At 54.7% G+C, this 12,875-nt stretch carries 9 protein-coding genes and 1 tRNA gene; 9 read left to right on the top strand and 1 reads right to left on the bottom strand.

Annotation, left to right across the window (positions count from 1 at the left end; translation table 11 throughout):
* Nucleotides 1–56 precede the first annotated feature (56 nt).
* Nucleotides 57–1,001, top strand: coding sequence for an RluA family pseudouridine synthase (locus VFO10_RS28115; RefSeq protein ID WP_325145346.1), 945 nt, complete (start codon nt 57–59; stop codon nt 999–1,001).
* On the opposite strand, the gene VFO10_RS28110 is transcribed toward VFO10_RS28115, so the two are convergent.
* Complete coding sequence (locus tag VFO10_RS28110) at nt 963–2,345, bottom strand: small ribosomal subunit Rsm22 family protein (RefSeq protein WP_325145345.1); 1,383 nt, start codon at nt 2,343–2,345, stop codon at nt 963–965. The two genes, VFO10_RS28115 and VFO10_RS28110, sit on opposite strands and share 39 nt — an antisense overlap.
* 157 nt (nt 2,346–2,502) lie before the next feature.
* Here VFO10_RS28110 and lipA point away from each other — a divergent pair, with 157 nt between their 5' ends.
* From lipA to VFO10_RS28070, 8 genes are all read left to right on the top strand, one after another.
* Nucleotides 2,503–3,429 carry a lipoyl synthase gene (lipA, locus tag VFO10_RS28105; protein ID WP_325145344.1) on the top strand — a complete coding sequence of 309 codons (927 nt, stop codon included), beginning with the start codon at nt 2,503–2,505 and terminating at the stop codon, nt 3,427–3,429.
* Nucleotides 3,426–4,349: a lysophospholipid acyltransferase family protein gene (locus VFO10_RS28100; RefSeq protein WP_325145343.1), complete on the top strand. Its 924-nt coding sequence runs from the start codon at nt 3,426–3,428 to the stop codon at nt 4,347–4,349. The genes lipA and VFO10_RS28100 overlap by 4 nt, the downstream gene beginning before the upstream one ends.
* Nucleotides 4,277–4,984: a hypothetical protein gene (locus VFO10_RS28095; RefSeq protein ID WP_325145342.1), complete on the top strand. Its 708-nt coding sequence runs from the start codon at nt 4,277–4,279 to the stop codon at nt 4,982–4,984. Before VFO10_RS28100 ends, VFO10_RS28095 begins: the two co-directional genes overlap by 73 nt.
* 194 nt (nt 4,985–5,178) lie before the next feature.
* The gene (locus VFO10_RS28090; protein ID WP_325145341.1) at nt 5,179–7,488 is read left to right on the top strand and encodes a hypothetical protein; all 2,310 of its coding nucleotides are present in this window, start codon (nt 5,179–5,181) and stop codon (nt 7,486–7,488) included.
* Nucleotides 7,489–7,820: 332 nt separating this feature from the next.
* Nucleotides 7,821–8,108: a hypothetical protein gene (locus VFO10_RS28085; protein WP_325145340.1), complete on the top strand. Its 288-nt coding sequence runs from the start codon at nt 7,821–7,823 to the stop codon at nt 8,106–8,108.
* 144 nt (nt 8,109–8,252) lie between these two features.
* Nucleotides 8,253–9,665 carry a hypothetical protein gene (locus VFO10_RS28080; protein ID WP_325145339.1) on the top strand — a complete coding sequence of 471 codons (1,413 nt, stop codon included), beginning with the start codon at nt 8,253–8,255 and terminating at the stop codon, nt 9,663–9,665.
* Between the two features lie 9 nt (nt 9,666–9,674).
* Nucleotides 9,675–12,752 carry a hypothetical protein gene (locus VFO10_RS28075; protein ID WP_325145338.1) on the top strand — a complete coding sequence of 1,026 codons (3,078 nt, stop codon included), beginning with the start codon at nt 9,675–9,677 and terminating at the stop codon, nt 12,750–12,752.
* A 45-nt stretch (nt 12,753–12,797) separates the two neighbouring features.
* Nucleotides 12,798–12,874, top strand: a tRNA-Val gene (locus VFO10_RS28070).
* The last annotated feature ends 1 nt before the right edge of the window (nt 12,875 follow it).

The raw sequence follows: 12,875 nt of genomic DNA, 5'->3' as shown, positions 1-12,875 counted from the left end.
CCAGAATGATAACACTTGCTGCCCTTTATTCCGGATTACCAAGGAGTCTCGTTTTCATGGAAAGGCATTCCATTCAGGTCAGTTACCGTTTGAACGGCATGCGTCTTGATGCAGCCATTTCCGATTCGATCCCTGGTCTTTCCCGCCGCCGCGCCAAAGCCATTGTCGATATGGGTGGCGCCTATGTGAATAAAAAGCGGGTCCGCATTGCCTCCAAAACTGTGGGCAAAGGCGATCGTATTGATGTGGAATATAACGAAAAACTCTTCGAGCCGGGCAAAAAAGAAGCCCTGAGTCTGAAGCCCGAGGATATTCTTTACTTCGAAAACGACATCATCATCATCAACAAGCCCGCGGGCCTGCCCTCGCAGGCGACTCGTGATCAGGCTGTTCTGCATGTGATTCCGCTGCTCGAAAAATTACTGGGCGAGATGGGTCACAAGGAAATGGACCTGCAATTGGTCCACCGCCTCGACAAGGATACGACGGGCGCTCTTGTCATCGCGACCAACAAGGACACGATGACTTTCCTTACCGACCAGTTCCGCCAGCATACGATTCAAAAGACCTATCATGCCATCGCGTGGGGCGTGGTGGAGAAAGCTTTTGAAATGAAGTGCATGCTGAGTGCGATTCAGCCGAATAGTGGCAAGGTGAAGGTCGTTAAATCCGGCGGCAAGTCATCGCAGACTTATTTTGAAGTGATCAAGGCTTGGCCGCAGCACCGCGTGTCCCTCGTCACCTGTCGCCCGATCACAGGCCGTAGTCATCAGATTCGCGTGCATTTGGATGAAGCGGGTCATCCCATTGTCGGGGATAAGGTTTATGGAGAAGGCAAACGGCATAAGCTGCCGGATGAACTTCTGCAGGCCGCTTCGCATCAGCTGCTTCACGCGGCCAGCATTCGGTTTCAACCGACCAAGGATGCGGCCCCTGTGGAGGTGACCGCACCTTATCCGGAATCATTTGCGGGTTTTCTGAGGCTTGCGGACAGTCTTTGATTTTTGCGTCGGCTCGGTTTTCTGAGGCTTGCCGATAGTCTTTGATTTGGGCGCCGGCTCGGTTTTCTGAGGCTTGCCGGTAGTCTTTGATCCAGCCTTCGCCTTCTTCGCCGGCTCATCAGGTTTCTTCGGTGCATTCACCGGAGTCACCTTGGGCTTTTCCATACGATTCCAAACCACCCCGCGCAGACGCTCAGAGCCGGCATCCACCGGCTCTTTCACCAGTCCCGCATCGGTACACAGAAGATAGCTGAATTTCCGCGTATTGGAACGCCCGGCCTTCTCGTCCAAAGGACGGCCGACCACGACCGCGCTCGGGCCGTCGGTATTTTTCATGGTCCGAAGGGCCATGACGATATCGGGACTTGCAAAGACATAAGCGGAAGCACCGAGGCGACGACGGTCGATATCCAGGATGCGATCAATTTTCTGCATCAGCGGCGGCTGCTGCCATTCCCACTCACTGTAGCACCAGTCGCGGGCTCGTTCGAGCATCGGACAATTGGAACTGTGCGGACAGGGGTACAGAACCTGATAGCCCATCGCGCAGAGTTCATCACGGAACTGCTGGGCAGCGCGGGATAGATCCTGCGTGGCCGGCTCGATCAAGGTGATCAAACGGCGACCCTGCTGGAGTCCCTGCGCCAGGTGACGAAGCATCGCCTGTGCTGTTTTCGGATTATGGGCGATTTCATTCCAAACGTAACCGAGCTGATACCAGACTATGCTCTCGTTCGCCTCGTCCGCTTTGCGACTTTCGCGGCTCAGATATTCATCCAAACGCTGCTGGCGGGTGACCAGGGTGGCCTCGCGATTGAGTTCCTGTAGACCCAGGGTCGCAGCGTCCAGGAAGGCCTTCGATTTATCCACCAGCTCGATCGAGCAGGGTATCTTCTTTTCATCGCGGAAAATAAGGTCGAGCGTCGCGAACGTCAGAGCACCCGTGCCGCAACCGAGATCCTCGATGTGCAGAGAGCGGGGCTGCTGCCGCAGCCAGCTGATCAATCCCATGCGATGCTCTGTGCGCCTCAGCATCCCCTGCGTACGCGCAAGGTTTGAAAGGTGAAAGCCCAGCAAATAGGTCAGCGCTTCCTTTTTTGGGTCCATGAGGTAGCGCGAAACTTCCGAACGATTCAGTGTGAAAGCTTCCCAAAGCTCGATGATTTCCTTCCGCATGGCGGGAATCACCGCGGCGGTAAGATCGAGATCCGAAACCTCATTCCGCGGACGGTCGAGGCTCCTTGGAGTCTTGGCAAGGCTGGCTACCGTTTTTGCCCAGATGGAATAACTGCGTCTGCTGGTCAGAAGCGTATCCGGATTCGTGGGCAGGGAAAATTTGGACATAAAACGGTTCCTCTTTGATAATACCAGGGAGGACAGCTTCTAACATGGAATGAGCCAAAAGGCGACCATCCTCCACTGGCAATCGCTGGACTTCAGTGATAATGTGCGGCTGTTCGTGCCAACGCTGCCCGCAGCCCAATGATCAAGGGGTTACGTCGTGACTGACAACGCCGATGCTGTGCAAAAACCAGCTCCTCTGCATATCAATAAGCCGGAATGGCTGAAAACCAAAATCCCAACCGGGGATGTCTTCTTCGATATCAAGCGCGATCTGCGCTCCAAGAACCTTTATACGGTCTGCGAAGAAGCCAAATGCCCGAATATTAACGAATGCTGGGCCACCAACACAGCGACATTCATGATCCTGGGTGATACCTGCACCCGTGGCTGCCGCTTTTGCAATGTGAAAACCGGCAATCCGAACGGCTGGCTCGACCCGCATGAAGGCGAAAAAACCGCGCAGAGCGTGGCCATGATGCGCCTTAAATATGCTGTTTTGACAATGGTTGACCGCGATGATCTGCCGGACGGTGGTGCGGCGCATATCAAATCGGTCTTCGAGGCCATTCGGGAAAAGTCTCCCGAAACCCTGCTTGAATTTTTGGGCGGTGATTTCCAGGGCAAGGACAGTTCACTCGAAGTCGTCCTGAGCGCGAAAATGGAAGTCTTCGCGCACAATATCGAAACGGTCGAGCGCCTGACCCCGCGCGTGCGGGATGCTCGGGCTTCGTACCGTCAGTCGCTTCAGGTTCTGGCGCGCGTGAAAGAACTCGCTCCCTATCCTGTCTTCACCAAAAGCGCTCTTATGCTGGGCCTTGGCGAAACCATGGAAGAAGTCGTGCAGGCGCTCAAGGATCTGCGTGAGCATCAGGTCGACTTCCTCACCATCGGTCAGTACATGCGTCCGTCCAAGAAGCATCTGGCCATCAAGGAATTCGTGGAACCGAAGCAGTTTGATGAGCTGGCACGCATCGCCGATGAGCTGGGTTTTTTAACCTGCGCCTCGGGGCCTTTGGTACGCTCGTCGTATCGCGCCAATGAGTTTTACGCCAAAGCCTTGCAAAAAAGGGCGGAGCGCGCGTGAGTTTTCGTTCCCGTCTGATCACAGTTCTTTTGAAAGCTGTGCTCCGCACGGTCGCGTCCGTGCCCGCGGGCTGGATTCCATGGACCTCGCGCGCCGTGGGGTTTTTGGGCGCGCGCTTTTTGAAACGTGATCAAAAGCTGATCGCCAGCAACGTGCAGCGCGTCTATGCGCTGCCGCCTCACAGCTCCTTCTCCCAATCCTTTCAAAAACAGGTCTTCCGCTCGCAGTGGTGCGTGCTCATGGAAACGCTGCGCGCCAATCTCTCGAAAAAAGATCCTGTCGTCGTGGAAGGGCTGGATGGCCTTGCCGCAAGCACGCAGGAACTGATGGCCGCCGGCAAAGGGCTGATCATAGTCACGGCGCATCTTGGCAATTGGGAATTCGTCGCCCGTTATACCGCGCGGGCGAGCGGACGCCGCTTCAATGCCCTCGCCAAACCCTCGAAGCTCCCTGAACTGACAATAATCCTCGATGATCTGCGGCAGCGCATGAATACCGCGGTGCTTTGGACCGATAGCAGAAATCTGCTGAAGGACATGCTGAAGATCCTCAAAGCTGGCGAATGCCTTGGTTTTGTGATGGATCAGAAGCCTGAAGGTCGGGTGGGTCCTGTGGTTCAATTCTTCGACCAGCCTACCGAGTTCGTCAGCGGTCCGGCGAAACTCTCGATTCGCATGGGTTCGCCGATCCTGGCGGTTTTTTGTATGCGGACCGGGGTTTTGCAATATAGAATAATCCAGAAGCTGATCGTTCCTGCTGATCATGGCCTAAGCGATGAAATTGAGCTGACGCAGAAAATGGCGAACTCCATCGAATCCGTGATCCGCCTCTACCCTGAGCAGTGGCTATGGAATTACAAACGCTGGCGTCCTTCGGTCAATCCTCCCGTGAACGTCTCCTCCGCGCCCAGCAGCGTTTAGGAACGGCGCTGCCTTTTCTCTGTATCGAAGATTTGATCCTTTTGATCACGCTCATCGGCGCGGCACCGGATACGCTGTCGCTGTGGATCGGCGGTTCGATATCCCTGGTGGCCCTGGCCCTTCTCTTTTGGGTTCAGGGTTATATGCAGCCCGCCCAGGAAACCGGAGTCGTAGGGCCCTTTCGTTTCGTCAGGCATCCTTTGCGCCTGAGCCTTTGGCTTTTGGCCATCGGCTTGAGCCTCGGGGCGCGGTCGTTCCCAGGCCTTCTTTTCAGTTTGGGGATTCTGCCTCTTCTTTATTACTTCGATCTTTATCATGAGGAAGCGCAAAGACGTCGCCAGAACCTGGCCGCCTTTCGCTATGGAAAATTCGTTCCCGCGCTGGTGCCCACGATTTTTCCCTATCGCCGGGAACCAGTCGCAGCGCCTTTTTCATGGCGCAGCGGACTGTTTGGTTCCGATCGCAGCGTACGGCGCCGCCTGGGACGATTGATTCTGGGCTGGGCGCTGATCGTCCTTTTGGAACGACATATTCTGCCGGAAAAAAGCGCCTGGATTGCAGCCGGTGTCTGGCTGCTCGTCCTTGTGATCCGCGCCCTCCTCTACCGTAAGACTTTGCGCCTCGTCTTTTCGTAGGCGCGAAATCCCCACAGAAATTTTTCCTTTTTTTAACGTTTTGGCAGAAAGGCCCTTGAAAAGAGGGCTTCAAGACCCTGATTCCATTGACTCCCCTATGAATCTTGCCGCATTCGTAAAGACCTTTTGGTCCCCGCTGTTTTAGTTTCAAAAACCACAGTCGATAAGCCTGGAAAGCGGGTGAGGTAAGCCGTATGACGCCAACGCATTCCAGCAATCCCCAGCTCGACGAAGCCAACAAATACATATTTGTGAAGGCTTACGATCGGGCCGAACGAATGATCGAAGATCTTGTGAACAGCGATGCCTATCGCGATGATCTTCTTCTGCACCTGCGGCGAGTCGAACTCGCTACCAAGCTCGACAACCTCGCCCATCTGCGCAAGGTTTACGAAGAGGCTCTGGAGAAGGAGTCCGAAAGCGTTACCTACCGCATCGCCCTCATCTTCGTCGAACAGCATGGTGAATTCATCGAAAACAAGGAAGCCCTGATCCGCCTGCAGGCCCTTCTGCGGACTGTCGGACCTCATCCTGCCATCTACTATGGCATCGGCTTCTGCATGGAAATCGAGAACAATCTGGAACGCAGCCGCTTCAACTATGAGCAGTGCGTGAACCTCGATCCCAACTGGTATCCGGGATACTTTGGTTTGAGTCAGATCTGTTACCAGGCGCATGATGACAAGAAAGGGGATCAGTATTTCTTCCTCTTCGAAGAAATGGCTCCCTATAACGTCTATGGGAACTTTGAAACCCATCGCCGTCTGTCCAACGAATTCATGGATCGAAATGATTTCGATGCGGCGGAGATGGCCATTCAAACCCTCTCCGAGTGGTGGATGGAAAACAAGGGCATCTGCCCGCCTGAAATTCAGCTCTTTGAACGCCTAGCCACAGCTCGTGTCGCGGACATGCGCGGCGATCGCACTCTGGCCGAGCAGCGCCGTTCGCAGTCCCGTCTGGTCGCGCACCGCATCCTCGATGATCAGATGCTATCCGAAGGCGTCCTCTATTTTTCAGCCAAAGTTCTGGAAGAATTCGGCGAGTTCAATCTTTCGCTCGATATGTACCGGAAGATCCTGAAAGCCGAGGCGGCAAGTCCGGAGGTCATCCAGAAAATCGGCGGGCAGTTCCTGTCGATGGGTGAAGTGGAGCTTGCCCATCAGCTTTTCACCGAAGCCTATCGCGCGCATCCCGATCAACCGGAAATCCGCTTTTGCCTGCTTGTCTCCAAGCTGAGACTGGCCAAGGTGAATGTCGAAGATTATCTAATTAATAAAGAGCGGCTGAAAAAGCTGGTCGATGCGCCATCGGAAAAGGTCGAACTCCTGAGCCTCCTTCATTCCCTGGTGGCAAAATTCCCCGAAGATCCCGATGTTCAGGGTCACATGGGCGAAGTTTATCTGCGCCTGGGCAACAAGGACAAGGCCGCCAAGCATTTCCATCGGATGTATGAGCTGGATTCGAACAGTCGCATCACGACTTTGAAATACGCGGCCTTCATGATGCAATTTGGTGATCCCGATCAGGCCAAGCTCATTCTGGAAAACATCAACCGCAATGACAAGATGAGCGAGGAGGAACTCTGCGAGCTGCACTGGCTGCACGCGAATTATGAGTTCCGCATGGGGCAGTTTCAAAACAGCCTGGATCAGCTGCATCAGGTTCTGCAGCGTGATCCCTGGAATATCGCCTATCTCGTCCTTCAGGTGCGGAACCTTTCTGAGCTGGCTCGCGGCAAAGTGGAATTTGATGTGACCGACATAACCCTGAAAAAGCTCGCCGAGAGCGATGAATCGGAATTGAACTGGGCTGAATACGATGCCAAGACAAGGGCCCTGGTCGGTACGCGGCAGATCGCTCTCGTGTATGCCCGGGAAAAACTGCGTTTCCTCTATGGTGACGGCCAGGATCTGGTGCTGATGCGCCTTGTGCAGGCGGCATCGGCCTATGACGCGAGGCAGGCGATCTACGACCTTCTGAAACTTCTGAATACCAATTTCGATAGTCCCGAGATTTACTGGTCGCTCGGTGTACTCTTCAAGGATCTCTGGCAGCTGGAAACCGCGAGCATGTGGTTTGATCAGATGCTCATGATTCCCTCTCTCAAAGATAAACAAAGAGCCAAGGCTTATCTGGAGCAGGCCGACTGCTATATCTGGAGAGGCACCCAGCTGGAAAAAGCGGTTGAATATGCAAAACTCGCTTTGGACCTGGGTCTCACCCACGATAAGCGGCCTTTAAGGGTTTTGGCCCATGGACTCTTAAAACTGGGTAAAGTGCGGCAGGCCGAAGTCTATCTGGAAGACAATGAAGGCGATCGGGATCCGGAAGTCATCTATCTGCGCGGCCTCGTCAAATATCGGAACGGAGCCTACCAGCAGGCGAATGAAGTCTGGAAACCACTGCTGACCCATCGCATTGAAAATCTCCGCTTCCACAATATCAAGCAGGAGATCATGCGGTACTACTTCGACAAGGAACCCTACCGCGGAATCAACTGAAACGCTGCAGGCCTTGTGTTTCACAAGGCCTTATACCTTCTTCTTCCCATCTTTATTTTTCGGGTTTATCCAAGCGAAATCTCTGCGAATCGCTCGCTCTGAGCGCAACATTTTTTGTTGACTTGGAGTGCGGGATGTGGAAAATGAAGCACGAGCACAACACATAACTAAAAATTCTGATGCGGCTTAGCGCATGTCGCCCAGCACCTTGAGGCTTTCGCACCTCCAGAACTGTGGTCATGTCTGGTTTCGTCAGAGCCTGCATCATCAGCACCTGACTGATGAGCGAGCGGTGGAATTTTTTTATCTGATTTCAGAAAGGAGACGGGGGCATGCGCAAGTCAGTTACCAATTCATGCAGTGTATGTTGCGAGGCTAAGAAAAGTCGTCAACGCGAGTTCAGTACACATGCCTGGAAAGCACTCACGATTTGGGGAGAGGTCGAACAAAGAACGTTTGGCCAACCCATCTGTGAGGGTTGCTATCGTGAACTGCGCGATCTTCTGATCGAGCGTTCCGAGGAACTGCATGCAATGCCGGCCGTTCAGCCTGATTACGCCAGCGTTCTGGAAATGCCCTTTATGAATCAGGAATCCCCTGCCGCTCAAATCGCCAGCTAAAAAAAAGCTCAAGCGCCAGGCAAAAAACGCCCGGCGCTGGGCAAAAATTAGTCAGATATTTCGCCCTGTTAAGCTAAAGTTCCGATCTCCTGGTCCGATAGGTCTTCTGCGTGCTTTACGCAGGACAGCCCCCAGGAGGTTCGGATGGTTAGAAATCAGAAAAACAGCAGGATGCATAGTCCTGATCAGGAATACCTTCAAGCCCTCCGGCTCTATTGGCAAAATGAAAAGGAGGGCGCTCTTTCCCTTTTAAGTGAACGACTTGCGGAAGGGAAATCGCAGCAACCACACCCCTATTATCGCCTGTGGATCGAAGCTCTGGCCGATGACCAGGACGAGAGCAGTCTGCGCATTCTGCAGCGCCACATTCAAAGAAACATCAACTATCAGCATCCGACCTGGATTGGGCTCTATGCCCTGACGGGTTTGATTCATTATGAATTGGGTGAGCTGGAAGCCGGCCGCATCCTTCTGCGCAAACTGGAGCGCCATGGGGCGGATCCTTATGTCCGCGAGCTGTCTTTGGTGCTGGGCACGGATCTATCGGATGACGATCAATTGCAGCTGGCCAAAGGCCTCATCAAGACCAGCGTGGATTATTTCGTGCTGCGTCGCGCCGCTCTTTTCGGCGTTCGTCAGCAGGACACTACGTTCACCCGCAAGGTTCTGAGCACCATCGACGATCGCATCGGCGACAGCCCTTTGCAGGCGGAAATCGGCTTCCACAAGCAATTCAGCGCGAAGCAGTTCCGCAAAGCCTGGCAGTTCGCCCGTTTCCTGCGGGAAAGCTTTCCTTTGAACAGCCAGTATCAATTCTACTTCGCCTATACCTCATATCTGATCGATCGCAATCGCACCGCTCTGGAAGAGTTTTTGAAACTCAATCGTCGAGGCCAGGAAGGGGATCCTGACGTCCTCTGCATGATTGGGGCGACTCTTCTGCAAGGCGGGCGTAAGTCGATGTCGGACAAGCTCAGAAAGCGCAGCGAGTACTATCTGGAGAAGGCGCGTCTGCGTCTGAAATCCCAAGGCTTGCCCACCGACTATCCACAGGAGCTTCTCTTGCGATTGCATGACACCGATGAAGTGCCAAGCTCAGGCCGGCACTGGATCGTTAAACTTTCAGCCAAGCAGTGTTATGAGCTTTACCATAAACCCGAGCACCGCATTGAATATTTGCACCGGGCCATGGGTCCTTATGTGAAGGCCGGAGATGTTTGCATGTTCGTTTCGGAAAGCCGCGTCGCTGATAGTGATGACGTGGGGATCTGGCGCTTGAATGCCATCTACAAGGCCCTGACGGACCCTGAGTGGCATCCCACGCACCGCTGGCAAACCGTTTTAAAACTTCAGATGCGCTTGGAAGTGTCGATTCCTCTCGAGATCGAGGGCAACCAGAAGGATCGTCTGCCGGATGATGGCCCTCATCGTTACGGACTTTACGAAATTGATGACTCGGCCTTGGTATGGATCGAAGACAGCGTTCGCAGCTTCACGTTGGATGATCAATCCTTTGCCCAGGTCTTTGCCGAGCTGAAACTGGCTCGCTCCGTATAAGGGTTTACTATGAAACAGCTGATTTTGATTGGTCTACTCCTTGGCAGCATCATGCCCGGACTTCGCGCCGAGGGGCCACCCCAGCCGCCGCGTCCGCCCGCAGCCAAGGATGAGCCCAAGGAAGAGCCGAAGGTTGCAACAGGCGAGCGCATAGAGATTCCTGATGTCGGGTTCAGCATTGTTCCGCCGAATGGCTGGATGGTGCATAAGAATTCGCACGGCTCGTCGCTGCTCTTCGAGGCACCCAAGCAGCCGAATCAAACCTATCAGCCGACCATTCAGGTCATGGTCTTCAGTAAGCTTCGTTATATTGATGAAGTGACCATGAAAGAGTATGGGGACCTTATTGTCGAGAAGTTCGGCAAGATGTCCAATCGCGTGACGGGTTATCATCTGCGTGATGCAGCCATTCAGCGTTTGGAGACTGGGGATCCTTCGATCCTTTATTACACCGAGTTTCAATATGATGACGTTCCCATCATGCAGATGCATATTCTGATCAGCTCGGCGACCAATCACTTCGTGATGACCTATACCGATATCGCCAAAGTGTTTGAAGATGAGAGCTCGCCCGGTCTTGCCATTGCCTATACATCCATGCATTCTGCGCAGCTCGATTCCCGTCCGCCTTGGAGATGGCGTGGTTTTGTCATTGGTGGCGGCGCGGTGCTTCTGGTGATTTTGGGTTGGTTCACCCTTCGTTTCCTGCGGGCGCGTCGTATGGCGAAGCTGGGTCAGAGAATCGAGGACGAGGATAATAAGGAAATCACGCGGGATGAGGAGTCCCAGTATTACAGCCGTCATTCGCCGGCTACGCATGCGGACTCGCATGTGGGTGATGATGAGTGGGCGCCTTCGAAACCGCAATCGAAGGCTGCGGCCAAGGTTTCGCAGGTTCAGAGTTCGCATTTTGATGAAGATGATGAGCCCGAGGTATCGGATGTGGTGCCTATTTCCACTTTGGAAAAATCCCTGCACCCTGCTCGGAAACGTCGGCAGGAAGCAGCTGCTGCCGCCCCTCGGCATCAGCCGCCACCGCCGGTCTCACAGCAGCCTGTGTCGCAGCCGCCGCCGATTTCCCATCATCATCCTATGCAGGGAATGAATGTTGCTCCCGTTCCGCCGCCGCAGGCCCAACCTGGGCAGGGGATGAATGCATCACAACCGATGCACCCGGGTATGCCCGCACAGAGCATGGCTCAGCCGGGGCCGATGCATCCGGGGATGCCTGGACAAGGTATGCATCCTGGAATGCCTGTGAATTCCATGAATCCATCTCAGCCTGCACATCCAGGGATGCCTCCACAGTCTATGGATCCGGGAATGCCGGCATATGGGAATAATCCTTCGCAGACTATGCAGCCTGGTGCGCCGGCTTATGGAAATCCTTCGCAAGCTATGCAGCCTGGTGCGCCTGCGTATGGAAATAATCCGTCGCAAGCCATGCAACAAGGTGCTCCTGCTCAGGCGGGTCATGCGCAGGGAACTCATGCCATGCCGCATGCGCATCAGGGAATGCCTGCGAATGCTTCACAGGGCGCGCATCCTGGAACGCCATCCCATGCGGTAAATCCACAGGGAATGCAGGGCGTAAATCCTTCGCATGCTATGCATCCGGGAGTGCCCTCGAATGCAATCGACCCAACTCAATCTATGCATCAGGGAGTGCCGGGACATGCGGTGAACCCGCAGGGTATGAATCCGGGAATGCCTGCAAATGCAATGAACCCAGCTCAAACTATGCATCAAGAGGCGCCTGCTCAGGCGGTGAATCCGCAGGGTATGAATCCAGCGCACGCCATGCATCCGGGAATGCCTGCGAATGCAATGAACCCAACTCAAACGATGCATCAGGGAACGCCTGCTCATGCGGTGAATCCCGGAATGCCTGCACATGCAATAAACCCAGCTCAAACTATGCCTCAGGGAGCGCCTGGACATGCAGTGAATCCGCAGGGAGTGAATCCAGCGCACGCCATGCATCCGGGAATGCCCTCGAATAACGGTCCGATTGCGCAACCTGTTTCGCAGCAGCATGCAATGCAGGCTCCGCAAAACCCGGCACCATACCCGCAGAATGCAGCAGGCATGCCGCCCCATGCGATGCCGCAGCCTCCGTCGACGGCAGGCTACCCGCACGCTGCTCCTGCAGCTTATCCGCAGGATCAACAGCCGGTGTCTCAACATCCTTTCGTGGCTCCCGCTGTACCTCAAGCAGCAGCCATGCAATCTCCTCCTGCACCTCCGGCTTCCATTCCGGAAGGTACCGTGCCTGTGAACGCACAGTTTGCCCAGGATCAAGCAACAACAGCCAGCTTCGTCGCCAATGGCCAGCCGCAACCAGCCTATGTGCAGAAGGCTGCAGCACCTGCAGCTCAAGCGTTCCCTGCTCCAGCAGCGCCATCGTTCGCGGCATCGGTTCCCACTACGGTATCCGCAATGCCACAGTATGCGCCGCCTGCTGAACCGGTGAGCGAGCCGCCGATCACAGCGTCACGTCCCCATTCAAGTCAGATGAGTCGGAAACAGCCTTTGAGCCAAAACGATGATGAACCGGAAATGACTGAAGAGGCGCGACTCTCCGAGATCCTGCCGAAGGCCGGCACGATCGAAAAGAGCAAACCCAAACGCAAAGGTCTTTTCTGGCGGAAAAAAACGGACGACGATGATGATCAGGACGAAGGCAACGACGACAAAGCCTCCTGGAATATGCCCGCGTCCAAAAAATCCAAGGGCAAGTCCGAGGATGACGATAAAGATGGTGACGGCGATGGCGACGGCGATGGCGACGGCGCTGATGAATGGGCCGTCGCAGCCAACGACGATAGCCCCGCAGCCCCTGTCGAAAAAGATGATGACGAGTCTGCGGAGTCTGACGCCTGGGCACCCGAGGCTACCAAGAAATCCGATCCCAAGCGGGACAGTCTGCTCAATGAAACCCAAGGCCCCCAAAAGCTTGTGCGCCGCACACCTCAGGGACCTGTCACCAAAGAGCAGAACAACGCCGCAGTGACCGAAGACGGATGGAATCTGAGCCCAGAAGCCGCCTCTGACCATGACGAAGAGGACGAGGAAGAAGTGGGTTGACAGTACTTTTGAATTCTGCGATAACCCATTCCTCGTTTGAGGATCGGGCGTTTAGCTCAGTTGGTTAGAGCATTAGCCTTACAAGCTAAGGGTCCACAGTTCGAATCTGTGAACGCCCACCAG

This window comes from Oligoflexus sp. (genome assembly GCF_035712445.1).
Classification (GTDB): Bacteria; Bdellovibrionota_B; Oligoflexia; order Oligoflexales; family Oligoflexaceae; genus Oligoflexus.
The sequence above is the reverse complement of the archived record's forward strand: the minus strand, read 5'-3'. Positions and strand labels throughout refer to the sequence as shown.